At 62.8% G+C, this 24,906-nt stretch carries 21 protein-coding genes; 8 read left to right on the top strand and 13 right to left on the bottom strand.

What is annotated here, in order from left to right:
- Window positions 1-15 precede the first annotated feature (15 nt).
- Genes TU82_RS08465 through TU82_RS08455 form a run of 3 tightly spaced genes read left to right on the top strand, consistent with a single transcriptional unit; the run spans window position 16 to window position 2,741 of the window.
- The gene (locus TU82_RS08465; RefSeq protein WP_057721991.1) at window positions 16-1,020 is read left to right on the top strand and encodes a Gfo/Idh/MocA family oxidoreductase; all 1,005 of its coding nucleotides are present in this window, start codon (window positions 16-18) and stop codon (window positions 1,018-1,020) included.
- Window positions 1,017-1,796, top strand: a complete 780-nt coding sequence (locus TU82_RS08460; RefSeq protein ID WP_082631964.1) for a TIM barrel protein — start codon at window positions 1,017-1,019, stop codon at window positions 1,794-1,796. The genes TU82_RS08465 and TU82_RS08460 overlap by 4 nt, the downstream gene beginning before the upstream one ends.
- A gap of 18 nt (window positions 1,797-1,814) precedes the next feature.
- The gene (locus TU82_RS08455; RefSeq protein WP_057721990.1) at window positions 1,815-2,741 is read left to right on the top strand and encodes a sugar ABC transporter substrate-binding protein; all 927 of its coding nucleotides are present in this window, start codon (window positions 1,815-1,817) and stop codon (window positions 2,739-2,741) included.
- Between the two features lie 481 nt (window positions 2,742-3,222).
- On the opposite strand, the gene yghU is transcribed toward TU82_RS08455, so the two are convergent.
- Entirely contained in the window at window positions 3,223-4,050 is an 828-nt protein-coding gene (gene yghU / locus TU82_RS08450; protein WP_057721989.1) for a glutathione-dependent disulfide-bond oxidoreductase, read from the bottom strand.
- A gap of 45 nt (window positions 4,051-4,095) precedes the next feature.
- Entirely contained in the window at window positions 4,096-5,322 is a 1,227-nt protein-coding gene (locus TU82_RS08445) for an MFS transporter (RefSeq protein WP_057721988.1), read from the bottom strand.
- 64 nt (window positions 5,323-5,386) lie between these two features.
- Here TU82_RS08445 and TU82_RS08440 point away from each other — a divergent pair, with 64 nt between their 5' ends.
- Window positions 5,387-6,373, top strand: a complete 987-nt coding sequence (locus TU82_RS08440) for an AraC family transcriptional regulator (RefSeq protein WP_057722592.1) — start codon at window positions 5,387-5,389, stop codon at window positions 6,371-6,373.
- Window positions 6,374-6,526: 153 nt separating this feature from the next.
- Here TU82_RS08440 and TU82_RS08435 read toward each other — a convergent pair whose 3' ends face one another.
- Window positions 6,527-7,294, bottom strand: coding sequence for an SDR family NAD(P)-dependent oxidoreductase (locus TU82_RS08435; protein ID WP_057721987.1), 768 nt, complete (start codon window positions 7,292-7,294; stop codon window positions 6,527-6,529).
- A 138-nt stretch (window positions 7,295-7,432) separates the two neighbouring features.
- Here TU82_RS08435 and TU82_RS08430 point away from each other — a divergent pair, with 138 nt between their 5' ends.
- Window positions 7,433-8,581, top strand: coding sequence for an aldose epimerase family protein (locus TU82_RS08430; RefSeq protein ID WP_057721986.1), 1,149 nt, complete (start codon window positions 7,433-7,435; stop codon window positions 8,579-8,581).
- 114 nt (window positions 8,582-8,695) lie between these two features.
- Here the strand turns inward: TU82_RS08430 and araH are convergent, their stop codons facing one another.
- The 7 genes from araH to TU82_RS08395 all read right to left on the bottom strand — a co-directional run bounded on the left by araH (window position 8,696) and on the right by TU82_RS08395 (window position 17,134).
- The gene (araH, locus tag TU82_RS08425; RefSeq protein WP_057721985.1) at window positions 8,696-9,664 is read right to left on the bottom strand and encodes an L-arabinose ABC transporter permease AraH; all 969 of its coding nucleotides are present in this window, start codon (window positions 9,662-9,664) and stop codon (window positions 8,696-8,698) included.
- Window positions 9,665-9,673: 9 nt separating this feature from the next.
- Window positions 9,674-11,176 carry an L-arabinose ABC transporter ATP-binding protein AraG gene (gene araG, locus TU82_RS08420; RefSeq protein WP_057721984.1) on the bottom strand — a complete coding sequence of 501 codons (1,503 nt, stop codon included), beginning with the start codon at window positions 11,174-11,176 and terminating at the stop codon, window positions 9,674-9,676.
- Window positions 11,173-12,177, bottom strand: a complete 1,005-nt coding sequence (locus tag TU82_RS08415) for a substrate-binding domain-containing protein (protein WP_057721983.1) — start codon at window positions 12,175-12,177, stop codon at window positions 11,173-11,175. Before TU82_RS08415 ends, araG begins: the two co-directional genes overlap by 4 nt.
- Before the next feature lie 138 nt (window positions 12,178-12,315).
- A complete protein-coding gene (locus TU82_RS08410; RefSeq protein WP_057721982.1) occupies window positions 12,316-13,179 on the bottom strand; it encodes an SMP-30/gluconolactonase/LRE family protein in 864 nt (287 codons plus the stop codon).
- A 36-nt stretch (window positions 13,180-13,215) separates the two neighbouring features.
- On the bottom strand, window positions 13,216-14,796 hold the full coding sequence (locus TU82_RS08405) for an aldehyde dehydrogenase (NADP(+)) (protein WP_057721981.1): 1,581 nt from the start codon (window positions 14,794-14,796) through the stop codon (window positions 13,216-13,218).
- Between the two features lie 11 nt (window positions 14,797-14,807).
- Window positions 14,808-15,797 carry an AraD1 family protein gene (araD1, locus tag TU82_RS08400; protein WP_057721980.1) on the bottom strand — a complete coding sequence of 330 codons (990 nt, stop codon included), beginning with the start codon at window positions 15,795-15,797 and terminating at the stop codon, window positions 14,808-14,810.
- Window positions 15,798-15,811: 14 nt separating this feature from the next.
- The gene (locus TU82_RS08395; protein WP_057721979.1) at window positions 15,812-17,134 is read right to left on the bottom strand and encodes an MFS transporter; all 1,323 of its coding nucleotides are present in this window, start codon (window positions 17,132-17,134) and stop codon (window positions 15,812-15,814) included.
- 192 nt (window positions 17,135-17,326) lie between these two features.
- On the opposite strand from TU82_RS08395, the gene TU82_RS08390 reads away from it, so the two are divergent.
- Together TU82_RS08390 and TU82_RS08385 are read left to right on the top strand one after the other, a co-directional pair.
- Window positions 17,327-19,063, top strand: coding sequence for an IlvD/Edd family dehydratase (locus tag TU82_RS08390; RefSeq protein ID WP_057721978.1), 1,737 nt, complete (start codon window positions 17,327-17,329; stop codon window positions 19,061-19,063).
- A gap of 48 nt (window positions 19,064-19,111) precedes the next feature.
- Window positions 19,112-19,834, top strand: coding sequence for a FadR/GntR family transcriptional regulator (locus TU82_RS08385; RefSeq protein ID WP_057721977.1), 723 nt, complete (start codon window positions 19,112-19,114; stop codon window positions 19,832-19,834).
- Window positions 19,835-19,968: 134 nt separating this feature from the next.
- On the opposite strand, the gene TU82_RS08380 is transcribed toward TU82_RS08385, so the two are convergent.
- Window positions 19,969-22,095, bottom strand: coding sequence for a TonB-dependent siderophore receptor (locus TU82_RS08380; protein WP_057721976.1), 2,127 nt, complete (start codon window positions 22,093-22,095; stop codon window positions 19,969-19,971).
- Window positions 22,096-22,380: 285 nt separating this feature from the next.
- A complete protein-coding gene (locus TU82_RS08375) occupies window positions 22,381-23,472 on the bottom strand; it encodes an NADH:flavin oxidoreductase/NADH oxidase (protein WP_057721975.1) in 1,092 nt (363 codons plus the stop codon).
- Between the two features lie 91 nt (window positions 23,473-23,563).
- On the opposite strand from TU82_RS08375, the gene TU82_RS08370 reads away from it, so the two are divergent.
- Window positions 23,564-23,863 carry an ArsR/SmtB family transcription factor gene (locus TU82_RS08370; RefSeq protein ID WP_057721974.1) on the top strand — a complete coding sequence of 100 codons (300 nt, stop codon included), beginning with the start codon at window positions 23,564-23,566 and terminating at the stop codon, window positions 23,861-23,863.
- 17 nt (window positions 23,864-23,880) lie between these two features.
- Here the strand turns inward: TU82_RS08370 and TU82_RS08365 are convergent, their stop codons facing one another.
- A complete protein-coding gene (locus tag TU82_RS08365; RefSeq protein WP_057721973.1) occupies window positions 23,881-24,906 on the bottom strand; it encodes a GGDEF domain-containing protein in 1,026 nt (341 codons plus the stop codon).

Below are 24,906 nucleotides of genomic sequence, written 5' to 3'. Positions count from 1 at the left end.
AAAAAGGGGTCATACATGAATACCAAACGCATTCGCCTGGGCTTGATCGGCGCCGGTCGCATGGGCAGCTTCCACGGCCTTACCGCCGCCAGGCATATTCCCGGCGCCTGCCTCGCCGCCATCGCCGACCCGACCCCAGGGCAAGCCGCACGCCTGGCGGCGGAGCTGGGTGTGGACAAGGTCTACACCGACCCACAGCAGTTGCTCGACGACCCGGACATCGACGCCATCCTCATCGCCGCCCCCGCCCGCAGCCATGCGGAACTGGTGATCAGCGCCGCCCGCGCCGGCAAGGGGATCTTCTGCGAGAAACCCATGGCCATCACCCTCGATGAAGCCGACCGCGCCATCGCCGCCGCGGCCGATGCCCGTGTGACCCTGCAGGTCGGCTTCAACCGGCGTTTTGCCAAGAGCTTTCGCAGCGCCCACCTCGACGTTGCGGCAGGACGCATCGGCACCCCGCAGTTGCTGCGCTCACTGACCCGCGACCCGGCGCTGAACAACCCTGGCGCCTCACCGCAATGGGTGATTTTCCTGGAAACCCTGATCCACGACTTCGACACCCTGCGCTACCTCAACCCCGGTGCCGAAGCGGTGCAGGTGCACGTAATGGCCGACGCCCTGATCGCCCCGGAATACAAAAGCCGAGGCTTGCTCGACACCGCCGTGGTCACGATCCGCTTCGATAACGGTGCCATTGCCACCGCCGAAGCCAGCTTCCAGGCCGTGTATGGCTACGACGTACGCGGTGAAGTGTTCGGCAGCGCCGGCATGCTGACCATGGGCGGCGTGCAGGCATCCGACCTTGTGCGCTACCAGGCCCCAGGCATCCAGGCCGACACCCAGCGCCTGGACACCGACCTGTTGCGCGACGCCTACATCGCCGAGCTCAACCACTTTGTCGACTGCCTGCGCAGCGGCGCCAAACCCCTGGCCAGCGGCGAAGATGCCCGCGCCGCCCTGGCGATTGCGCGCGCGTGTATCGAGTCCTACGAGCAAGGCACGGCGGTGAGCCTGTGATCCCGTTCAAGCTGGCGGTCAGTGCCGAGATGGTGTTCCTTGACCTGCCGTTCGTGGAGCGGGTCAAACGCATTCATGCTCTGGGTTTCAGCGCCGAAATCTGGAGCTGGACAAACAAGGACATCAACGCCCTGGCCGCGACAGGCGCGGACTTCACCTCGATGACCGGCTACATCAGCGGCACGCTGACCGACCCTGACGGTGTCCGCCACTTGCTCGACAGCGCCCGCCAATCCTTGCGCGTTGCCGAGCGCCTGAACTGCCCCAGCCTGAATCTGCACGGTACCGGCCTGGGTGACGGCGGCCTGCCGGTGCAGCCCGTCAGCCGGACCACCGGGCGCATGTGGCTGAGCGCCTGCAAGACCCTGGAAAGGATCGCACGCCTGGGCGAGGACGCCGGCCGCGTGTTCCTGCTGGAAAACCTCAACACCGAGGTGGACCACCCCGGCACCCCGTTCGCCCGCGCCGACGACACCCTGGCCCTGATCGAAGCGGTGGGCAGCGCGCACCTGAAGATGAACCTGGACCTGTACCACGCGCAGATCGGCGAAGGCAACCTGATCGAACTGATCCAGCGCGCAGGCCCCGCCATCGGAGAAATCCAGGTGGCCGACGTGCCCGGACGCCAGGAGCCCGGCACCGGCGAAATCCACTACCCGGCGATTGCCAGGGCGCTGCATGCCATGGGCTACAGCGGCGTGGTCGGCCTGGAAGGTTGGGCCAGCGGCGACAGCGACAGGGCCCTGGAGCGTTTCCGCCAAGCGTTCACCCTATAACAACAAGAGGAACACCTCATGCATCGCTATTCATTGATCGTGGCCACACTGCTATTGCTGTTCAGTCAATCGAGCTTCGCCGCGTATCGCATCGGCGTGAGCATCGCGCGGGTCGACGATAACTTCATGACCTACGTGCGCACCGGTCTTGAAGCGGCCGCCACGCAACAGGACGTGCAGATCCAGTTCGAGGACGCCCAGGGCGACGTGGTGCGCCAGCTCAACCAGGTCGAAGGCTTCCTCAACCAGAACGTCGACGCAGTGATCGTACTGCCGGTGGACACCGCCGCCACCGCCAACATCACCCGTGCCGCCGTCGCCAGCAAAACCCCGCTGGTGTACGTCAACCGTCACCCGGATGAGCGCACGTTGCCCAAGGGTGTGGTCACCGTGGCCTCCAACGACATTGAAGCCGGACAATTGCAGATGCGCTACCTCGCGCAAAAGCTCGGCGGCAAGGGCAACGTGGCGATCATCATGGGCGACCTGGCGCAAAACGCCACCCGCGACCGCACTGAAGGCGCCAGGCAGGTGCTCAAGGACTTTCCCGGCATCAGGATCGTTGAGCAGCAAAGTGCCGAATGGCAACGCAGCAAGGCCATGGACCTGACCAGCAACTGGCTGTTGGCGGGCACGCAGTTCGATGCGATCGTGGCCAACAACGATGAAATGGCGATTGGCGCGGCCATGGCTTTGCAGCAAGCGGGCAAGGCCAAGGGCGAGGTGGCGATTGTGGGGATCGACGGCTTGCCCGACGGGCTGGCGGCGATCCGGCGCGGCGTGCTCAGCGCATCGGTGTTCCAGGACCCCAAAGCCCAGGCGACCCAGGCGGTACAGGCAGCAGTGCGGATGATCAAGGGCGAGCCGATTGAGTCGGAGGTGTGGGTGCCTTTCGAGCTGATCAAGCCCGAACAGGTGGCCGTCTTCGAGCAACGCTACAAATAAATCGAAGGCAAGTCCCCTCCCACAAACAACGTATCCACGATGCGAAGCGAGCCGCTCTTGATCTTGCTTTTGATCTTAGGCGCCCCGTTAAACCACGCTGGCCGAACGCAGGCTTGAATCCGTGGGTAACCCGGCAGGACGCCGGGTTAGCCGCACTGGGCCAGGGATGGCCCATTGCGGCGGCCCACGGATTCAAGCCTGCGTTCGGGCACACCGAGCCCAAGCGAGGTGCCGAGTGGTGGGGCAAGAGCGTTTTGCTTACTTTTGCGCTTTTCAAAAGTGAGCCGCTGTAAAAGCGGAACCCTAAGTGGCCGTCACCTAAATAATGGATATGTACTCGGTCTGATCCAAGATACTTGCCAGCCCAGAGACCGCCATCGGGGGCAAGCCCCCTCCCACATTTGGACCTCGGAGCGTCAGGTAGATACCCGTCGGCTGTCAGGCGGTCACAGGAGCCCCCCCTCCCACACTTGGATTTCACTCAGTCCAGATCACGTGCATCATGGCGCTCGGCCAACTGATCGTCGCCCGACACCCGATTCACCCGCCGCCCGCGCTGCACCGCCGGCCGCGCATCGATCGCATCGGCCCAGCGCAGCACATGCTTGTACTCATGCACCGAGAGAAACTCCGCCGCCCCATACAACCGCCCTTTCACCAAGCCGCCGTACCAGGGCCAGATGGCGATATCGGCAATGGTGTATTCATCACCGGCAATGTACTCGCTCACCGCCAGGCGCTTGTCCAGCACATCCAGCTGACGCTTGGCCTCCATGGCAAAGCGATTGATCGGGTACTCCATCTTGCTCGGCGCATACGCATAGAAATGCCCGAAGCCGCCGCCCAGATACGGCGCGCTGCCCATCTGCCAGAACAGCCACGACAGGCACTCGGCACGTGCCGCAGGTTCGGAGGGGAAGAATGCACCGAATTTCTCGCCCAGGTACTGCAGGATCGCGCCCGACTCGAACACGCGGATCGGCGTCGCGCCGCTGTGATCCATCAACGCCGGAATCTTCGAGTTCGGGTTGACGCCCACGAAGCCGCTGCCGAACTGGTCACCGTCGCCGATCTTGATCAGCCAGGCGTCGTATTCGGCGCCGGTGTGCCCGAGGGCCAACAACTCTTCGAGCAGGATGGTGACCTTCTGCCCGTTGGGCGTGGCCAGGGAATACAACTGCAAGGGGTGCTTGCCCACCGGCAACGCTTTTTCATGGGTGGCGCCGGCGATGGGCCGGTTGATGCTGGCGAAGGTGCCGCCGCTTTCGGCGTCCCAGGTCCAGACCTTGGGGGGTACGTAGTCAGTCATGCTCAGTGCTCCTGGGGGCGTTTGCGATCAACGAAGGGTTTCAGACTAAACCAAAGACTGATGGCGCGTCACACTTCGGTCACCTTCTGGCCCTGGTACCTGCACACGCAGTGCAATAAGCAAGGCCGCGAACAGTATCAACACACCCGCCCCGACAAACACGCCACCAATGCCGCTGACGCTGAACATCAACCCGCCACCGGCAGCGCCTGCGGCGATGGCCGACTGCACCGACGCGACCACCATGCCGCCGGCACTTTCGGCCTGGTCCGGTACCGCTCGCGCCACCCAGTTCGACCACGCCACCGGCACGCCGCCAAACGCCATGCCCCATAGCGCCAGAAGCAGCGCCTGGGTCGGCAGTGACGCAGGCAGCCAGACCAGCGCCAGTGCCGCAATGCCCACCAGCACCGGCATCAACACCAGTGTTGCCCGTGGGTAGCGCACCAGCAACCAACCGGCGAACAGCGTGCCGGCAAAATTCGCTACGCCAAAACCCAGCAGCATCAGCGCCAGCCCTTCGGTACCGACCCCGGTGGTGCTTTCCAGGAACGGCCGGATATAGGTGAACAGCGCGAAATGCGCGGTGTGCACCAGCACGCAGCCGAACATGCCCATGGCGATGCCGGGGCGCTGCAGCACATGCAACACGGTGCGCAGGCGCGCGGTGCCATTGGGTGCCAGGCGCGGCAGCGTGAACGACTGGAACGCCAGGGTCACCAGGCCGACGGCGGCCGCCGCGATAAACGCACTGCGCCAGCCGTACAGGCCACCCAGGTAGCTGCCCAGCGGCACGGCGACCACGGTGCCCAGCGCGATGCCGCTGAAAATGATCGACAGCGCACGGGGCAAGGACGCCGCAGGCACCAGGCGCATCGCCACCGCCGCCGCCATGCTCCAGAAACCGCCAAGGGCGATGCCCAGCAGGATGCGCATCAACAACAGCACCGTCAGGCTCGAGGACAACGCCACCAGCAGGTTGGAGGCGATCATCAGCGTGGAAAAGCCCAGCAGCACGATGCGTCGGTCGATACCACGGGTCAGCCCCGGCACCAGCAAACCGGCGAACAGCGCGACCACCGCCGTCACCGTGACGGCTTGCCCGGCCAGCGCCTCTGTAACGCCCAGGTCCAGGGCCATCGGCGTCAACAGGCTGGCCGGCAAGTACTCAGCCGTGAGCAAGCCGAACACCCCCATCGCCAGGGAAAATACCGCCAGCCAGGCCGGCTCCGCCACAATGCCCGCAGGCGCACGGGCTGCACAATCGGTCATAACAAGTCTCCTCCAGTCATTTACGTGGCGCTCAGTCTAGGTAGGCCCATCAGGATGATCTATGATGCAGAACCTTGAATTCTTGACTGAAACCCCGAATATGACTGCAGTGGACGCTTTCACCGCTTCCTCCGACCTGATCAATGAGTTGCTGCGCGGCATGCGCCTGCGGGGTGTGCAGTACCGGCGCATCCAGGCCGGGCCTACGTTCGGCATCGGTTTTGACGCCAGGCCGGGCCACGCCTATTTCCACTTCCTCGCGGCCGGTAACGCCACGCTGCGCGCCGAAGACGGCAGCCTTTTCGCACTGTCGGCCGGCAACGCCGTGTTCGTGTCCCATGGCGGCGCGCACGCGTTGCTGTCCACAGCGGATGCCGCTGTGCAGGACATCAGCCAGTTCGACAGCGCGCCGTTGGGGGATACCGTCTGCGCCGTGGATGCGTCACCCGATACCGTCCCCGACAGGCTGTTGTTCAGTGCCTGCATGGAGTTCGAGCTCGGCAGCCTCCAGGGCCTGGGCAACCTGATGCCGGCCTTGATGCTGATTGATGCAACAGGCCAGCGTTACCCGGGACTGATGCCGATCCTGGCGGTCATGGAACGCGAAGTGTCCACGGCGCGCGTGGGTTATGCCGGTATTCTCGCGCGCCTCGCCGATGTGGTGGCGGCGATGATCGTACGGGGCTGGGTCGAGTGCGCCTGTGGCAACGCCTCGGGCCTGGCGGCGGCATTGCGCGACCCGCGCCTGGCCCGCGCCCTGCTCGCCCTGCACCAGCAACCGGGCCACGAGTGGAGCGTGGCGGAGCTTGCCGCCCAATGTCATACCTCACGCTCGGTGTTCGCCGATCGCTTCCAGGCCGTCCTCGGCGTACCGCCGCTGCGTTACGCCACGCAACTGCGCATGCGCCTGGCCAGCCAATGGCTGACTCTGGAGCGCATGCCCATCGAAACCGTGGCGCAGCGCCTCGGCTACACCTCCCAGGCGGCGTTCAGCCGTGCCTTCAAGCGCATTACCGGACAGCCGCCCGGCGCGGCGAGGCGTTCGATATGAAGGCCTGGAGCAGCACGCGGCCTTCATAAGCACCACTGTTCAAATGTGGGAGGGGGCTTGCCCCCGATAGCGGTTTGTCAGCCGGCTTATATGTTGATTGGTACACCGCCATCGGGGGCAAGCCCCCTCCCACATTTGGACCGCGGCGTGGGCCTATACCCAGCCACCATCGACGATAAAGTTCTGCGCCGAACACATCGCCGAGGCGTCGGAAGCCAAAAACAGCGCCATATTGGCAATATGCTCCGGCATCACGCTGCCGGGCAGGCACTGGCTGCGGGCGATCAGCTCACGGGCTGCGTCGTCCACCCACATGGACAATTGTTTTTCCGTCATCACCCAGCCCGGCACCAGGGTGTTGATGCGGATGCGGTGCGGCCCCAGCTCCCGGGCCAGGCCGCGGGTCATGCCATGGGCGGCGGCCTTGCTGGCGGCGTACACCGGGTAGCCGGCCGAGGCCATCATCCAGCCGACGGAGCCCAGGTTGATGATCGAGCCGCCACCTTCGTGTTTCATCATCGGCACCACGGCCTTGGCCGCGAAGAAGGCGTGCTTCAGGTTGACCGCGATCAGGCGGTCGAACATGTCCGAATCGATTTCTTCCAGGCTGTGGCGCACATCGTTCGCGGCGTTGTTGACCAGCACCGTGATCGGGCCCAGGGAGTGCTCGAAGCGCCCGATCGCGGCGCGATAGCCAATCTCGTCGGTGATATCGCAGCATTCGAACTCGACGGTATGCCCCTTGGAATTGAGCAACGCCGCCAGGCGTTCGCCCTGGCTTTGTGCGCGGTCCACAAAGGCCACCTTGGCGCCTTGGGCCGCGAAGGCCCGCACCATGAATTCGCCGATCCCGGAAGCCCCGCCGGAGATCATTACGGTCTTGCCCTTGAGGTCGGGATACAGGGCGTGCTCAGTACTCATAACGTGATGCCTCGATCAATTAGTCTTATTTTATTTTACGAAATCGGCGTTAAAGGCTATAAATTCGCTGTCCAAGTGACGAAATATCGCACATTAGTAGAACTATTCAATCCTAAAACAACAAAAGGAAGTTCGACCATGAAGCACCCTCGATACCTGCTGTCCGGCCTGGCGCTGTCCATGTTGATCGCCAGCGGCGGCGCCCAGGCCGCCGGCCTGAGCAGCGAAAACAAACCCTTTGGCAAAACCAATGACGGCACCCCTGTCGAACAATATGTGTTGCGCAACAGCCATGGCATGCAAGCCACGGTGATTACCTACGGCGGTGTGCTGCAGTCGCTGAAGGTGCCGGACAAACACGGCAAGGTCGACGACGTGGTGCTGGGTTTTGACGACGTGCAGGGCTACCAGGCCGGCACCGCGTTTTTCGGCGCGACCATTGGCCGCTTCGGCAATCGCCTGGCCGGCGGTGCTTTCGAGCTCGACGGCAAACGCTTCCAGGTGCCGCTCAACGACGGCCCCAACTCGCTGCATGGCGGCGCCCAGGGCTTCGACAAGCAGGTATGGAAAGCCGAATCGGTCAAGGACAAGGACTCAGTCGGCGTGAAGCTCAGTTACCTGTCCAAGGACGGCGAGATGGGTTTCCCCGGTAACCTGAAAACCGAAGTCACCTACCGCCTGAACGACAAGAACGAACTGCACATCGACTACACCGCCACCACCGACAAACCGACCGTGCTCAACCTCACCAACCACAGCTACTTCAACCTGGCCGGCGCCGGCAACGGCGACATCCTCAAGCAGGTCGCCACCCTGCACGCCAGCCATTACACACCGGTGAACGCCACCCTGATCCCCACCGGCGAACTGGCGCCGGTCAAGGGCACGCCGATGGACTTCCTCAAGCCTACCGCCATCGGCCAGCACATCAAGGACGACCATCCGCAGCTCAAGTTTGCCGAACCGAAACAGGGCGGGTTCGATTTCAACTGGGCGCTGGATACCAAAGGCGATGTGAAGCAACTGGCCGCCGAGGTGCATGATCCTGAGTCGGGTCGACGCCTGCAGCTCTACACCAGCGAGCCTGGGGTGCAGTTCTATACCAGCAACTTCCTGGACGGTTCGATGAAGGGCAAGGGCGGCAAGGCGTACCCGCATTGGAGCGGGTTCACCCTGGAGACCCAGCATTTTCCGGATGCGCCTAACCAGCCTGGTTTTGCCTCGACTCGCTTGAACCCAGGGCAAACCTACACCCAGAACACCGTCTTCAAATTCAGCGCCAATTAAAACTGTGGGAGGGGGCTTGCCCCCGATTGCGGTGGGTCAGCTACAGATGCATCAACTGACCCACCGCTATCGGGGGCAAGCCCCCTCCCACATTTAGTCCTCACATGGCATAACTCAGCGTTGTTTCATACGGTCGATGACCACGGCCAGCAGCAGGATCGAGCCGCGGATCACGTACTGGTAGAAGGTATCGATGTTCTTCAGGTTCATCGCGTTCTCGATGATCGCCAGGATCAACACCCCGGCGATCACATGGCGGATCATGCCGATACCGCCACTCAATGACACCCCGCCCAGCACACAGGCCGAAATCACCGTCAGCTCGAAGCCCTGGCCGATCATCGGTTGGCCGGAGGTCATGCGCGAGGCGAGGATCACCCCGGCCAACGCGCCGATCAAACCGTGCACGGCGAAGATCAGGATCTTGGTGCGATCAACGTTCACGCCGGCCAGCAATGCCGCTTCCGGGTTACCGCCGATGGCCATGGTGTTGCGCCCGTAGGTGGTGTAATTGAGCAACCAGCCGAAGAACAGAAAGCACACGATGGTGATCAGGATCGGCACCGGCACGCCGAACAGCTGGCCGTTGCCGAACACGAAGAACTGATCCTGGGACACGCCCACCGCTTTGCCGTCGGCAAAGATATAAGCCAGGCCACGCACGATCTGCATGGTCGCCAAGGTGGTGATCAACGCGTTGACCCGCAGCTTGGCAATCACGATGCCGTTGATCAAGCCCACCATCAGGCCCATCAACAGCGCCGCGCCGATGCCCAGCATCACGCTGTCGGTGTCGCGCATCACAATCGCCGCCACCACACCGGCGCAGGCAATCACCGAGCCCACCGACAAGTCGAAATGCCCCGACGCCAGGCAGAACAGCATGGTGCACGCGGCAATGCCCACCGTGGAAATCGCCAGGCCCAGCCCGCGCATGTTCAGCGGCGAGAGGAAGTTGTCGATCAGCAAGGCACACAGCACAAAGATGCCCACCGCCGCCAGCAGCATGGCCCAGTTGTCGAGCAAGGCGCGCAGATCGAGGGGTTTGCGTGCCGAGGGCAACGCGTTGTTTTGAATGGTCATGGTCGTCTCTCAGTTCGCCAGGCCGCGCGGCAAGGCCAGCTGCAGCAGGTTGGATTCAGTCGCGTTTTCGCGCAGTTGTTCACCGCGCATGGCGCCTTCGCACAGCACCAGGATGCGGTCGGAAATGCCCATCACCTCCATCAGGTCGCTGGACACCACGATCACCGCAATGCCCTGCGCCGCGAGGTTGTGGATGATCTGGTAGATCTCGGCCTTGGCGCCGATGTCGATGCCGCGCGTGGGTTCGTCCAGCAGCAGCACCTTCATCGGCATCGACAGCCAGCGGCCGAGAATGGCCTTCTGCTGGTTGCCGCCGGACAGGTACATGATCTTCTGTGCCGAGTTCGGGGTCTTGACCTTCATCGCCTTGATCTGATGTTCGGCGTTGCCCTTTTCCCAGCCATCGCGCAACAGCCAGCCGAACGCCGAATGCGCGCCACGTGCACTGATATTGATGTTCTCGGCGACGCTGGACAGCGGAATGATGCCCTCCTTCTTGCGGTCTTCCGGGCACAGCAGCACGCCGGCCGCGATGGCATCGCGCGGTGAGCGCAATTGCAGCGGCTCACCGCACAGCTCCAGGTTGCCGGCGCTGGCCCGCTCCAGGCCGCTGAGCAACCTGAACAGCTCCGTGCGTCCGGCCCCCACCAATCCGAACAGGCCGAGGATTTCGCCTTTGCACACCTGGAAACTGATCGGTTCGCGCAGGCCAGGGCCGAGCAGGCCATCGACCTTCAGGGCGACGTCGCCATGCTCGCGCGGACGGTAGTCATAGATGTCCTGGATATCCCGGCCGACCATGCAGGTCACCAACTGATCGTGGCTCAGCGCGCTCATGTCCTCGAAGGTACGCACGAAGCGACCGTCCTTGAACACCGTCACCGCATTGCAGATACGGAACACCTCTTCCATGCGGTGCGACACGTAGAGCACCACTTTGCCCTCATCGCGCAGGCGCGTGATGATCGCCATCAGGCGGTCGATTTCCCGCGCCGAAAGGCTGCTGGTCGGTTCATCGAAGGCAATCACATGGGCGCCACGGGACAGTGCCTTGGCGATTTCCACCAGTTGGCGCTGGCCCAGGGACAGACGCCCGAGTTTCTCCTCGGGATCGATTTCATCGGCCAGGCCCTTGAGACACGCCAGCGCCTGCTGGCGCAGCAGGCTGCGGTTGACCACGCCAAACCGCGACGGTAAATGCCCGAGAAACAGGTTCTCGGCCACGGTCATTTCCGGTACCAGGTGCAGCTCCTGGTGAATCACCGCGACGCCGCTGGCAATGCTGTCGGCAGCGCATTTGAAGGCCATGGTCTGCTCGCCGATCTGCACCGTGCCGCTGCTGGGGATGTAGGCGCCGCCGAGGATCTTCAGCAGCGTCGATTTACCCGCACCGTTCTCGCCCATCAGGGCGTGCACTTGCCCCGGGTGCGCGGTGAAGCTGATGCCATCCAGCGCCTTGACCCCGGGAAAGGTTTTGCCGATGCCGTCGAATCGCAAGGCGGCAGCGGTCATTTCCACAGCCCGATCTTGGTCAGCTCTTCCTGGAAGTTGGCGCGCGTGATCAGGGTCACTTCGTCCATGGCGGTGTACTTCGGCGGTTCAGTGCCTTTGGTGACCCACTCGTACATCATCAGCGCGGTGTTGTAGCCCTCGATATGCGGGCTGGGCAGCATCGAGCCGAAGAAGCCGCTGTCTTTCTTCTTGAGCTCACCAATGGCGTCGGTGCCATTGATGCCGATGCCGATCACGTTGGCGGCCTTGAAGCCGGCGCTTTCAGTGGCGCGTACGCCGCCGAGCACGGTGTTGTCGTTCATGCCGCCGATGATCAGGTTTTTCGCACCGCTGGGCAGCTTGACCAGGGCCGAGTTGGTGGCGTCCATGCTGCCGGGCACGTCGAGGGTTTTAAGCGCGGCGGTAAGGATGTGGTCCTTGGGAATGCCGGCTTCTTCCAGGGATTTGATCGAGCCGTCGGTGCGTTTCTTGCCGGTGTCGAGTTCGTTGAAGGTGTTGATCACCGCGTAGGTGTCCTTCCAGTCCCAGCCGCGTTTCTTCGCTTCAGCGGCCATGGCGGCGCCCTGCTTCTGGCCGACTTCGAACGCGGCCATGCCCAGGTACGGCACGTCTTCCATAAAGGCGCCTTTGGCGTCGACGAAACGGTCATCCACGGCGATCACTTTGAGGCCATTGGCCTTGGCCTTGGCGACAATTGCCGGGCCCAGGGACACGTCCGGAGGGCAGATAACAAAGCCCTTGGCGCCGTTGGCCGCCAGGCTGTCGATGGCTGAAAGGGTTTTCTCGCCGTCGGGTACGGCGATCTTGATCACGGTGAAACCGTGTTCCTTGCCGGCTTTTTCGGCGAAGGCCCATTCGGTCTGGAACCACGGTTCCTCGGCCTGCTTGACCAGGAAACCGATCTTCACTTCTTCAGCGGCCAGCAACAGGCCGCTCAAGCTCATGGCCGAGACCGCCACAGCGGCGCAGCACAGGGAACGCAAACCACGACGACGATTCATACGGGTGACTCCTTGTTGTTGTTTTGTGTTTTTGTGTAGGAGCGAGCTTGCTCGCGAAAAACCTGAGAGCACCGCGTTCATCCAGGACGAACGCGTTATCGTTGACGTTTTTCGCGAGCAAGCTCGCTCCTACAGGGTTTATCCGGCAAAGCGAGTGCAAGGTTTTCCAGGTACATCAACTTCAATCGCCAGTACCGCACCGTCCAGGGGGTGACCCAGAGGGCTGGCGGCACTGGTGATATACAGAGTGGTAAGGTTGGGTCCACCGAACACGCAACTGGTGGGACGGCTGACCGGCAGTTCGATAATGCGGTCCACCTGACCGTCAGGTGCAAGGCGCAGCAGGCAACTGCCGTCCCAGCGCGCGTTCCAGATATAGCCTTGCGCGTCCATGGCCGAGCCGTCCGGCCCGCCGCGTTCGTGCGGGCCGAACCACACCTGTGAGGGTGCAAGCTGGCCATCGGCTTGGATCGAATGCTGATAGAGCGTGCCATCCATGCTGTCGCCAAAGTGCACCTGGCTACCCTCCTCGTTCCACAGCAAGGTATTGGGAATGCCCAGCCCGCTCAGCAACGGCGTGACCGTCGCATCGGCATCGATGCGAAACAGGCCGCCGGAGCGTCGCGTGATGGGCAGGTCTTCACCCTGCTCGCCGATATTGTTCTGCATGGTGCCCAGCCACAGTCGGCCCTGGGCATCGCAGCGCGCTTCATTGCCACGGTTGCCGGCTTGCGGGTCGGCCACGCACAGCAGCGTCAGGGCTTCGGTGGCCAGGTCGAGGCGATACACGCCGCTGCTCAAGGTCACCAGCGCATCGCCGCTTTCACAGGGAATGAACGCCGAGACGTGTTCGGGTAATTGCCAGATGCGCAACTGCCCGTCCATCAGGCGCAGCGCCTGTTTGCCGGCGATATTGACCCAGTACAGCGCCTGGGTGGGCGCGTCCCAGAACGGGCCCTCCCCCAGTTGCGCGCGATGCGCGGTGACAGCGTGAAACGACATGATGCCTCCTTGAGCGTGGCTGTTCTCAGGTACGCGTTACAGCGATTCGCGTGACGGCGCGCCATCCACCAGCCGCTGGATACGCAGCGGGTTGGCGTTCTTCAGCGCGTCGGGCAGCAGGCTGTCAGGGTAGTTCTGGAAGCATACCGGGCGCAGGAAACGATCGATGGCCAAGGTGCCGACCGAGGTGCCACGGGCATCGGAGGTGGCCGGATACGGCCCGCCGTGCACCATCGAATCGCAGACTTCCACACCGGTGGGGTAGCCGTTGAGCAGGATGCGCCCGACTTTCTGCTCCAGCAGCGGCGTCAGCTCGGCGAACTGTTGCAGGTCGGCCGGTTCGCCAATGATGGTGGCGGTCAACTGCCCGTGCAGGCCATGCAAGGCGGCGCTGAGCTGGGCCTGGTCGGCGACTTCGACAAACACCGTGGTGGGGCCGAAGACTTCTTCCTGCAGCACTTCGTCGCCATCGATCAACAGGCGTACATCAGCCTTGAACAGTTGCGGCTGCGCCTGGTTGCCCGATTGCGCGCTGCCTGCCAGGTGCTCGATCCCGGGGTGGGACAGCAGCTTTTCCAGGCCCTTGCCGTAGCTGCCCAGGGTGCCGGCGTTGAGCATGGTCTGCGCCGGCTGCTCGCCGATCAGTTGCGCCACTTGCTGGGTAAATGCGGTGAATTCGGGCGAAGCGATGCCGATCACCAGGCCAGGGTTGGTGCAGAACTGGCCGCAGCCTTGCACCACCGAAGCGGTCAGGTCGCGGGCCACGCTTTCAGCCCGTGCGGTGAGGGCCTGGGGCAATACAATCACCGGGTTGATGCTCGACATCTCGGCAAACACCGGGATCGGTTGCGGGCGCGCTGCCGCCATGTCACACAGGGCACGACCGCCCTTGAGCGAGCCGGTAAAGCCCACCGCCTGGATCGCCGGGTGCTTGACCAGCGCTTCGCCGACGCCGCCGCCAAAGATCATGTTGAACACACCGGCCGGCATCTCGGTCGCTTGCGCGGCGCGAATGATTGCATCGGCGACCTGTTCAGCCGTCGCCATATGGCCGCTGTGGGCTTTGAACACCACCGGACAGCCTGCCGCCAGAGCCGCTGCGGTATCGCCACCGGCCGTGGAAAACGCCAGCGGGAAGTTGCTCGCGCCGAACACCGCCACCGGGCCTAGGCCGATGCGGTATTGGCGCAGGTCCGGGCGCGGCAGCGGCTGGCGATCAGGCAGTGCCTTGTCGATGCGCGCACCGTAGAAATCTCCACGGCGCAACACGTTGGCGAACAGGCGCATCTGGCCGCTGGTACGCCCACGCTCGCCTTTGATACGCGCGGCCGGCAAGGCGGTTTCGCGGCATACCAACTCAACGAAATTGTCACTCAGGGCATCCAGTTCGTCGGCGATCGCATCGAGGAACTGCGCGCGCCGCGCCGCACTCAACGCGCGGTAGGCGGGATACGCCTGCGCGGCGGCCTTGGCGGCGGCGTCGACTTCTTCCGGGGTGGCCTGGTAGAAATCCTGGGGCAAGGCTTCGCCAGTGGTCGCGTCGACGCTTTGCAGCTTGACGCTGCCCTTGGCGCTGCGCTGGCCGCCGATGTAGTTGTGGCCGAGATACTGGGTCATGAGGCTCTCCTTTAAAGGGTGATGACGTTACCGGGTTCGAATGCCGCATCGCTGCTGCCGACACGGTTGACCAGCGGCGCGCCGAACTCAGCCTGGCTGATCTCGAACACGTCGCCGGCCTGGGTACGTATACCGTCGGCAAATGACAGCGTGGCGGTGCCGAAGAAGTGAATATGCACATCGCCGGGCTTGAGGAACTGGCGGTATTTGAAATGGTGGTATTCGAGGTTTTCCAGGCTGTGGCACATATTGGCCTCGCCACTGAGGAATTCGTTCCGCCAGATTTCCTCGCCGTTGCGCAGGATACGGCTGGTGCCCGACAAATGCTGGGGCAAGTCGCCCACGCGCACCTCGGGGCCATAGCTGCAACTGCGCAGTTTGGAATGGGCCAGGTACAGGTAGTTCTTGCGCTCCATGATGTGGTCGGAGAACTCGTTGCCCACCGCAAAGCCCACACGATAGGGCTTGCTGTCCGGGCCGATGACGTAAAGGCCGCCGATTTCCGGCTCTTCACCGGCATCTTCGGCAAACGGCGGCACCGGGAAGGCGGCGCCCGGGCGCACGACGGTGCTGCCGTCGCCCTTGTAGAACCACTCCGGTTGCACGCCCGCGTGGCCAGCGGCTGGTTTGCCGCCCTCCACGCCCCATTTGAAGATACGCATGGTGTCGGTCAAGGCGGTCTCGTCGCCGGCCTGGTGCATCTTGTCGCGTGCCGAGGCGCTGCCCAGGTGCGTCAAGCCGGTGCCGCTGATCAGCATGTGCGCAGGGTCCGGGTGATCCAGCGGCGGCAGGACCTTCAGGTCGGCCAGCAGGCGTGCGTAGTCGTGGCTGTCGCCCAGACCGAGGCTGTTCACCTGTTGTTCCAGGCCCACGCCCGCTTCGATGGCGGCCAGGGCCAACTCGCGCACGCTGCGCGCCGTGCGCACCTCACGCAGTTGGCTGCCCTCGACAACGCCGACGCGGCGTTCGCCATTGCTTGACTCGAACTGAACTAAACGCATGAATGTTCTCCAGATTAAGATCGTGTAGCGCCACGGGCACTGGCGGCGAATTGGTCGACAGGCAGTACATGCTTGCGCTCCAGCACGCGGTAGACCACGCCGGTCAACACCAGCCCGAACACCATCACCGCAGACAGAAAGTACAAGCCCGACGCCAGGTTGCCGGTGTATTCCTTGAGCGCACCGATCACGAACGGGCCGATATAGCCGCCCAGGTTGCCCACCGAATTGATCAAGGCGATACCGGCCGCCGCACTGGCGCCGGCGAAGAAGCGCCCCGGCAGGGTCCAGAACACCGCCGTGCAGGAAAACATGGCGAATGCCGCCAGGCACAGCGCCGCCATTTGCAGCACCGGCGCACTCAGCCAGGCACTTGAGAACAGGCCGATGGCGCCCAGCACATAGAGCACGGCGAGGTGGCCGTAGCGATCATTCAAACGGTCGGAACTGCGCGGAATGATCAGCAAACCAATGATGCCGAAAATGTAGGGCACGGCGGAGATAAAGCCGGTGGTGAGGTCGCTGCCGCCGAACTGCTTGATCAAGGTCGGCAGCCACAGGCCCAGGCCGTAGATGCTCAAGGTCACCGGCAGGTAGAACAGCGCCAGCAGCAACACGCGCTTGTCTTTCAGCGCATGCAGCGGGTTGCCGTGGCGGGTCTGGCCGTAGGCTTGCAGGTCTTTGTCCAACTCACCCGTGAGCCAGGCCTTTTCTTCCGCGCTCATCCACTTGACCTGTTTGGGACCGTCCGGCAGGTAGCGCAGCACCGGCCAGGTCAGCAGGATCGCCGGGGTGCCGATCACGATAAACAGCCACTGCCAGCCGTGCAGGCCGAGGATGCCGTCCATGCCCAGCAGGCCACCGGACACCGGGCCGGTGATCATCATGGCGATGGGTTGGGAGAGAATGAACAGCCCGAGGATCTTGCCGCGATGGCGCACGGGGAACCACTGGGTGATGTAGTACAGCACGCCCGGAAAGAACCCCGCCTCGGCCGCGCCGAGCAGAAAGCGCATCACGTAGAAGCTGTGCGGCCCCTGCACAAAGGCCATGCCGATGGTGATGGTGCCCCAGGTGATCATGATGCGCGCAAACCAGCGCCGCGCGCCGAAGCGGTCGAGCATCAGGTTGCTGGGAATCTCGAACAGGAAGTAGCCAATGAAGAACAACCCCGCGCCCAGGCCATAGGCCGCATCGCCGATGCCGACGTCGGCGCCCATGTGCAGCTTGGCGAAACCCACGGCGGAACGGTCCACGTAGGCAATCAGGTACAGCAGGATCAGGAAGGGAATCAGTTTCAGCGTGATGCGCCGAATAAGCCGCAGTTCCTGGCTCATGGGGTCGATCTCCGATTGTTGTTTTTATAGAAGCTCGGGGGACGCCTCTCGCGAAAATCCGCCAGGGTCATACCTCAGTTGAGAAAGACTATATAGTAGGACTATTTACAAAACAACTCTTCCAAAGCTTGGTCTTTGCGCTTATGTTTAGCCACGGTTAGAACATATAGTCATACAATAAGAGAATCGATCATGTCTGATAAAAAGCCCGGCCTACGCTCCGCCCAGTGGTTCGGTACTGCCGACAAGAACGGCTTCATGTACCGCAGCTGGATGAAGAACCAGGGCATTGCCGACCATCAGTTCCATGGCAAGCCGATCATCGGCATCTGCAACACCTGGTCGGAGCTGACCCCGTGCAACGCGCATTTCCGCCAGATCGCCGAGCACGTCAAACGCGGCGTGATCGAAGCCGGTGGCTTCCCGGTGGAATTCCCGGTGTTCTCCAATGGCGAATCCAACCTGCGCCCTACCGCCATGCTCACGCGCAACCTGGCGAGCATGGACGTGGAAGAAGCGATTCGCGGCAACCCGATTGACGGCGTGGTGCTGCTGACCGGCTGCGACAAAACCACCCCGGCGCTGCTGATGGGCGCCGCCAGTTGCGATGTGCCGGCTATCGTCGTCACCGGCGGGCCGATGCTCAACGGCAAGCACAAGGGCCAGGACATCGGCTCGGGCACGGTGGTGTGGCAGCTCAGCGAACAGGTCAAGGCCGGCACTATTACCCTGGATGATTTCCTTGCGGCCGAAGGCGGCATGTCGCGCTCGGCGGGCACCTGCAACACCATGGGCACCGCGTCGACCATGGCCTGCATGGCCGAGGCGCTGGGTACGTCCCTGCCCCACAACGCGGCGATCCCGGCGGTGGATGCGCGGCGTTATGTACTGGCGCACATGTCGGGCATGCGCGCGGTGGAGATGGTGCGCGAAGATTTGAAACTCTCGAAGATCCTCACCAAGGAAGCCTTCGAAAACGCGATCCGCGTGAACGCCGCCATTGGCGGTTCGACCAACGCGGTGATTCACTTGAAAGCCATCGCCGGGCGCATCGGCGTCGAGCTCGACCTGGATGACTGGACCCGCATCGGGCGCGGCATGCCGACCATCGTCGACTTGCAGCCGTCGGGGCGCTTCCTGATGGAAGAGTTCTACTACGCCGGCGGCCTGCCCGCCGTATTGCGCCGTCTCGGTGAAGCCAACCTGATCCCGCACCCGAATGCCTTGACCGTGAATGGCAAGTCCCTGGGCGAGAACACCAAGGATTCGCCGATCTACGGCCAGGATGAAGTGATCCGCACCCTCGACAACCCGATCCGCGCCGACGGTGGCATCTGCGTGCTGCGCGGCAACCTGGCGCCCCTGGGTGCGGTGCTCAAGCCCTCCGCCGCCAGCGCGGAGCTGATGCAGCACCGTGGCCGCGCGGTAGTGTTCGAAAACTTCGACATGTACAAGGCACGCATCAACGACCCGGAGCTGGACGTGGACGCCAACTCGATCCTGGTCATGAAAAACTGCGGGCCCAAGGGTTACCCAGGCATGGCCGAAGTCGGCAACATGGGCCTGCCGGCCAAGCTGCTGGCCCAGGGCGTGACGGATATGGTGCGCATTTCCGATGCGCGCATGAGCGGCACCGCTTACGGCACGGTGGTGCTGCACGTGGCCCCGGAAGCCGCTGCCGGCGGGCCGTTGGCCGCGGTGAAGGAAGGCGATTGGATCGAACTGGACTGCGCCAACGGCCGTCTGCACCTGGACATCCCCGACGCAGAGCTGGCGGCGCGCATGGCGGACCTGGCGCCCACCGAAAAACTCATCGTCGGCGGCTATCGCCAGCTGTACATCGACCATGTGCTGCAGGCCGACCAGGGCTGCGACTTCGACTTCCTGGTGGGCTGCCGTGGCGCCGAAGTCCCACGGCATTCCCACTAATTGGGATGCTATGATGCGGCGAATCTAAGCCAGAGCCTGCCCGTCGTTATGGATCACCAGCCGCCCAAGCCGCGCAAGAGCATGCATGCCCAGATCGTTCAGGACTTGGGCATGCACATCGTTTCCGGTCGCTTCAAGCCGGAAGAAAGACTGCCCATGGAAGCTACGCTGTGCGAGGAATACAAGGTCAGCCGTTCGGTGCTCCGCGAGGCAACGCGGGTGCTCAGCGCCAAGGGCCTGGTGTATTCCAAGCCCAGGGTGGGCGCCGTGGTGCGGCCACGCCTGAAATGGCACCTGCTCGACCCGGACGTGCTGTCCTGGTTGATGCAGTCCACGCCCCACAGTGAATTTTTCAATACTCTGGCCGGGGTGCGGCGCATTCTCGAACCGGAAATCGCCGCCATGGCCGCGACCACCGCCACCGATGAAGACATCGCCACCATCGAACACGCCTACCAGGGCATGGAAACCGCCAAGACCCACGACGAGCTGTTGCAGGCCGACCTGGACTTTCACCGCGCGATTGCCGACGCCACCCGCAACGACCTGCTCGCCTACATGTGCAACATGCTCTCGCTGCCGTTGCGCGAATCGATCAACATCACCAACCGCCGCCCGGACATCCAGGGCCTGAGCCTGCCCCGGCACAAGGCGATTCTGACTGCGATAAAAAACCGTGATGCACTGGGCGCGCGGCATGCTTCGCTGGTGCAGCTGGATGACACGCGAGTGGCGCTGGATACGGTGATGAATGTGTTGACGCCGTTGTAACGGGCCCTGGGTGTAAATGAGATCAAATGTGGGAGGGGGCTTGCCCCCGATGACGGTGTATCAGTACTCGATAATCTGACTGACCCACCGCTATCGGGGGCAAGCCCCCTCCCACATTTGCACTGTGTACAGCGTCAGAGGGTGTAGGCGATTCCGACCTGCACCGTGCGCGGCTCGCCCGGGTAGGCATAGAAGTTCTGGAACGAGCCCTCTTCGTATTCACGGTTGAACAGGTTCTTCACATCCAGGTTGAGCCGCACGTTCTCGTTGACCTTGTAGTAACCGAGCAGATCGACCACCGTGTACGCGTCCATGGTGAAGGTGGAGTTGGTGGTCTGCCCGGCACGATCAGCCACGTATTTGCCACCGGCGCCAAGGCCGAGGCCCTTGAGTGCGCCATCCTGGAATTCATACACGTTGAGCAGGCTGAAGCTATTGCGCGGGATGTTGGCCAGACGCGTGCCGGTACGAACCGCCGTGTCCTTGGTAACGGCGGCGTCCACATAGGCATAGCCGCCGATCATCCGCCATTCAGGCGTGAGGTTACCGGCCACGTTCAGGTCGAAACCACGGCTGCGCACCTGACCGGTCGCCACGTTGAAGGCAGAGTCGAGCGGGTCGACGCCCTGGACGTTCTTCTTTTCGATCTGATAGATCGCCGCATCGACGCTCAGCTGTTTATCCAGCGCTTCCCATTTCACGCCCATCTCATAGGACTTGCCCTTCTCCGGCTCGAACCCGCCACCTTGACGGCTGGCACCGGTGTTCGGCTTGAAGGAACGCGCGGCATCGGCGTAGATCGCGACGGTGTCGGTCAGGTCATACATCACGCCGACGCGCGGGGTGACCGCGTTGTCGGCCGCGTTCCACGGTTTAACGCCCGCCACGTAGGATTCGTACTGGTGCTCGAAACGCTCAAGGCGTGCGCCCGCGAGGACTTTCAATCGTTCGGTCAGCGCGACCTGGTCCTGGACGAAGACCGCATAGGTCTTGAGGTTTTCTTTATCGTGGGTCGGCGTGCGGGTCAGCGCCGGACGTGGCTGGCCGTAGACCGGGTTGAAGATATCGATCGGGAAAGCAGCGCTGGAACGCTGGATGATCGACTTGTAGTCGTAATCCTCGTATTCGATGCCAGTCAACAAGGTGTGCTCGAAACCGCCAGTGGCGAAGTGCCCGGTCAGATTGAGCTGGTAGTCCTTGTCGGTCCACTCCAGCTTGCGGTAGTTGAAGTTGCGCTGCAGGGTGCGGCCGTCAGCCCCCAGGCTGCTCGCGTTATTGGCCTCCACGCCATTGCCCTTCATCGTGCCGTCCAGCCACTGGAAACCACCGCCCAGGGTCCAGTTGTCGTTGAGCAGATGCTCAAAGCGCAACTGCGCCGTGTTGTTATCGTTGTGCAGATCACCGGCGTATTTTTCACCCCAGAAGGTGTCGCGCGACGGCGTGCCGCGCTGGTTGGCAAAGCGGGTCAGGCCACGATCCAGCGGGTGGTTGTTACGTATGAAGTCGCCTTCGAAGATCACCTTGGTCTCATCGGTAGCCTGCCAGGTCAGCACCGGGGCCACGCCGTAGCGTTCGGTGGAGACATGGTCGCGGAACGTATCGCCGCCCTCGCCCACCACATTCAGTCGATAGGCCAGGCGGCCGTCTTCATCCAGCGGGCCGGAAGCATCCAGAGTGCCGCGTTTCATGCCTTGATCATCCAGTTGGCTGCCCAGTGTGACCGTACGCTCGGCCAACGGCTGCTTGGACACCACGTTGAAGGTGCCGCCGGGATCGCCCCGGCCGTAGAGCATGGTCGCCGGGCCGCGCAACACTTCAAGACGTTCGATCGTGTTGGCGTCGGGCATGGCCGGGTAGCCGCGGTTCACGGGGAAACCGTTGCGATAGAACTCGGCAGTGGTAAAACCGCGCACGGTGAAACTGGTGAGGCCCTGGCCGCCGAAGTTATTCGCCCGGCCTACCCCGCCCGCGTAATCGAGCGCATCTTGCAGACGGGTCGCACCAATGTCCTCGACCACGTCTTTGGAGACCACGGTAATGGACTGCGGTGTTTCATGGATGGATGTATCGGTACGCGTCGCACTGGCTGAACGTGTGGCGTGGTAGCCCTTGACCGGTCCTTGAGCCGTCTCGAAATCCGCCGTGCCGGTCACAGTGGTCGCTTGCAACTCAAGGCTGGTTTTTTCGGTGGGGGCACTATCTGCCCAACTGAACGGCGAAAACGCCTGAAGCACACAAATGGAAATCAGGGTACGACGCATGGATGTTGAACCTAGTGAATGAGCCAGATGGGGCGGCAAACCTGCCAAGAATTCGCCGCGCATCATATATCAAACAATTCTCGTTTGATATCGGTTCTCATTTGTTGTTTTTCGTGTATCAGCTTTGTACGGCGTGGCGCGGATTGTCTGATGGATGAAAAACAAAATGTGGGAGGGGGCTTGCCCCCGATGGCGGTGTATCAGTCAAAAATATTGAGACTGACCCACTGCTATCGGGGGCAAGCCCCCTCCCACAGTAAAGCGGTTACCCTACAACCCGCTGGCTCAGCGATAGCGCTCCAACCAGTGCGCATAAGGCGCCGGCAAGGTCCAGGACGACTTTTCCACGCCCAGCTCCTTGGCCGCAAAGTACGCCCAATGCGGGTCCGCCAGGTGCGCGCGGCCCACCGACACCAGGTCAAGATGCCCGGCCTGCAGCGCGCCTTCGGCCAGTTGCGGCGTACCAAAGCCCCACGCCGACGTGACCGGGATGCCCGCCTCGCGGCGCACACGCTCGGCAATCGGGCCCATGAACGCAGGACCCCACGGGATGTTGGTGTCGGGAATGGTAAACCCGACGCTGACGCTCAGCAGGTCCAGGCCACCGGCCTTGAAGCGGCGGGCCAGTTCGATGGACTCGGTGAGGGTCTGCTCATCACGGCCGTCGTATTCGATCACGCCAAAACGTGCGGTAAGCGGCAGGTTTTCCGGCCAGACTTCACGCACGGCGGCCAGGGTTTCCAGGAGGAAGCGGCTGCGGTTGTCGAAGCTGCCGCCGTAGGCGTCGGTGCGCTGGTTGGAGTGTTCGGAGAAAAAGCTCTGGCCCAGGTAGCCGTGGGCGAAGTGCAATTCGATCCACTCGAAACCGGCATCACGGGCACGCCGGGCGGCATCGACGAAGTCCTGCTGGACGCGGGCGATATCCTCCAGGGTCATGGCACGCGGGACGTTGGGCAGGTTCGCGCCGAACGCAATCGCCGACGGGGCGATGGTCTCCCAACTGCGGGCATCGGACGCCGGGATATGGTCGTCACCTTCCCATGGGCGGTTGGCGCTGGCTTTGCGCCCGGCGTGGGCAATCTGGATACCCGGTACGGAGCCCGCAGCCTTGATGGCCTTGACCATCGGCACGAACGCCTCGGCATGGGCATCGCTCCAGATACCGGCGCAGCCTGGGGTGATCCGCCCCTCAGGCGCAACGGCGGTGGCCTCGACCACCAGCAGGCCGGCCCCGCCGCGGGCCATGCCGGCCAGGTGCACGTGGTGCCAGTCATTGACCATGCCGTCGTCGGCCATGTATTGGCACATCGGCGGAATGGCAATGCGATTGCGCAGGGTAACGTCTTTTAGTTTGAACGGTTCGAATAACGCGGACATCAGAGACTCCATGGGAAGGGTGTGTGATTCGATAGTTCGATGGTAATCGAACTATGGTATTCAGTGCTACCCCCCTGTTATGATTCGCCCCATGCGCGCCTTCAAACACCCTACCCTGCAAGAACTCACGCTGGAGCGTCTGCTCTACGCCCTCAGCGACCCCGTGCGCCTGGACATCGTGCGCTGCCTGGCCGGCGTGCCCGAAGCCACCTGTGGCGAACTGGACGGTGGGCGGCCCAAGTCCAGCATGTCCCACCACTTCAGGGTCTTGCGCGACGCGGGCCTTGTGAACACGCGCAATGTGGGCACCACCCATATGAACTCATTGCGGCGTGACGAGCTCGAGGAGCGCTTCCCCGGGTTGCTGGCCAGTGTGCTGGCCCAGCGCTGAACAACACGGGCTGCGCTTCAGGCCGCGACGGGCCGCAGCGGCGCGCCGTCCAGGTGCACACAGTCCTTGCCATTGCGCTTGGCGCCATACAGGTTCTTGTCGGCAATCTTGAGTACCATCGACAGTTCGTCACCTGACGCAAAGCGCGCCATGCCGGCACTGCACGTGTAGTTGTGCGGCGCCGCGACGCTGCAACGGATCGCCTGCAGCAGATCCAGCACATACTCGCAGGCAAGCGCCGGGTCATCGCCCTGCAACAGCACGCCGAATTCTTCCCCGCCGATCCTGCCAAAGCTGTAGCTGCCTTTGGCGTTTTTCAGGCAGAGCGCCATGGCGCGTAGAATCTTGTCGCCGACGTCGTGGCCATAGCGGTCGTTCATGGCCTTGAAACTGTCGATGTCGAGCATGATGAAGTAGCCGCCCTGGCCACTGTCGAGCAACTTTTCGAAGCTTTGCATGAACGCGCGCCGGTTGAGGATGGAGGTCAGGTAATCGGTCTCGGCCAAGGCGCGAAACTCGCTTTCCACCAGCAACACCGAGCGCAGGTTCTTCAGGTACGAGTAACTGAGGATAAAACCGATCGACACCGACGAAGCGCAAAATATCAGCAGATAGCCCTGGGTTGCTGCATACAGCTCGGCCTGCATGGGCGACCACAGAATGAGCCACACCGACAGCGCGCCGACCAGATAATCCTGGACACTGATAAACAGAATCGCGCTGCCAACCACCAGCGTGACGGCCAAGGGCAAGCCATAGATACGCAGTTGCGGATTCAAGTGAATGACATAGGCGAACCCTACGGACAACAGCACGATATAGGTCACCCCGAGCAATCGCCACAGCACAAAGTTCGTCGTCAGCGAATGAGCACGGCAAACAAGCAACAGGCCAAGGGTGACACTCAACATGCAGAGGTCGAACAGCGTGGCCTGGATCCAACCGATACCGATCCAGGCAATGATGCCTATCCATTCGGCTTGCGTGACCGCAGGCGACAGCAACCTGCGCATCCTGGGTCTTAACTTCAAGTGAGCCGGCAT

The organism is Pseudomonas orientalis (assembly GCF_001439815.1).
Taxonomy (GTDB): Bacteria; Pseudomonadota; Gammaproteobacteria; order Pseudomonadales; family Pseudomonadaceae; genus Aquipseudomonas; species Aquipseudomonas orientalis.
Note: the sequence above shows the minus strand (reverse complement) of the source record. Positions and strands in the feature narration are given on the sequence as shown.

Coding starts and splice junctions, on each gene's coding strand:
- TU82_RS08465 (WP_057721991.1), top strand. CDS start 16: ATGAATACCAAACGCATTCGCCTGGGCTTGATCGGCGCCGGTCGCATG.
- TU82_RS08455 (WP_057721990.1), top strand. CDS start 1,815: ATGCATCGCTATTCATTGATCGTGGCCACACTGCTATTGCTGTTCAGT.
- yghU (WP_057721989.1), bottom strand. CDS start 4,050: ATGACTGACTACGTACCCCCCAAGGTCTGGACCTGGGACGCCGAAAGC.
- TU82_RS08445 (WP_057721988.1), bottom strand. CDS start 5,322: ATGACCGATTGTGCAGCCCGTGCGCCTGCGGGCATTGTGGCGGAGCCG.
- TU82_RS08440 (WP_057722592.1), top strand. CDS start 5,387: ATGCAGAACCTTGAATTCTTGACTGAAACCCCGAATATGACTGCAGTG.
- TU82_RS08435 (WP_057721987.1), bottom strand. CDS start 7,294: ATGAGTACTGAGCACGCCCTGTATCCCGACCTCAAGGGCAAGACCGTA.
- TU82_RS08430 (WP_057721986.1), top strand. CDS start 7,433: ATGAAGCACCCTCGATACCTGCTGTCCGGCCTGGCGCTGTCCATGTTG.
- araH (WP_057721985.1), bottom strand. CDS start 9,664: ATGACCATTCAAAACAACGCGTTGCCCTCGGCACGCAAACCCCTCGAT.
- araG (WP_057721984.1), bottom strand. CDS start 11,176: ATGACCGCTGCCGCCTTGCGATTCGACGGCATCGGCAAAACCTTTCCC.
- TU82_RS08415 (WP_057721983.1), bottom strand. CDS start 12,177: ATGAATCGTCGTCGTGGTTTGCGTTCCCTGTGCTGCGCCGCTGTGGCG.
- TU82_RS08410 (WP_057721982.1), bottom strand. CDS start 13,179: ATGTCGTTTCACGCTGTCACCGCGCATCGCGCGCAACTGGGGGAGGGC.
- TU82_RS08405 (WP_057721981.1), bottom strand. CDS start 14,796: ATGACCCAGTATCTCGGCCACAACTACATCGGCGGCCAGCGCAGCGCC.
- araD1 (WP_057721980.1), bottom strand. CDS start 15,797: ATGCGTTTAGTTCAGTTCGAGTCAAGCAATGGCGAACGCCGCGTCGGC.
- TU82_RS08395 (WP_057721979.1), bottom strand. CDS start 17,134: ATGAGCCAGGAACTGCGGCTTATTCGGCGCATCACGCTGAAACTGATT.
- TU82_RS08390 (WP_057721978.1), top strand. CDS start 17,327: ATGTCTGATAAAAAGCCCGGCCTACGCTCCGCCCAGTGGTTCGGTACT.
- TU82_RS08385 (WP_057721977.1), top strand. CDS start 19,112: ATGGATCACCAGCCGCCCAAGCCGCGCAAGAGCATGCATGCCCAGATC.
- TU82_RS08380 (WP_057721976.1), bottom strand. CDS start 22,095: ATGCGTCGTACCCTGATTTCCATTTGTGTGCTTCAGGCGTTTTCGCCG.
- TU82_RS08375 (WP_057721975.1), bottom strand. CDS start 23,472: ATGTCCGCGTTATTCGAACCGTTCAAACTAAAAGACGTTACCCTGCGC.
- TU82_RS08370 (WP_057721974.1), top strand. CDS start 23,564: ATGCGCGCCTTCAAACACCCTACCCTGCAAGAACTCACGCTGGAGCGT.
- TU82_RS08365 (WP_057721973.1), bottom strand. CDS start 24,906: ATGCCGGCTCACTTGAAGTTAAGACCCAGGATGCGCAGGTTGCTGTCG.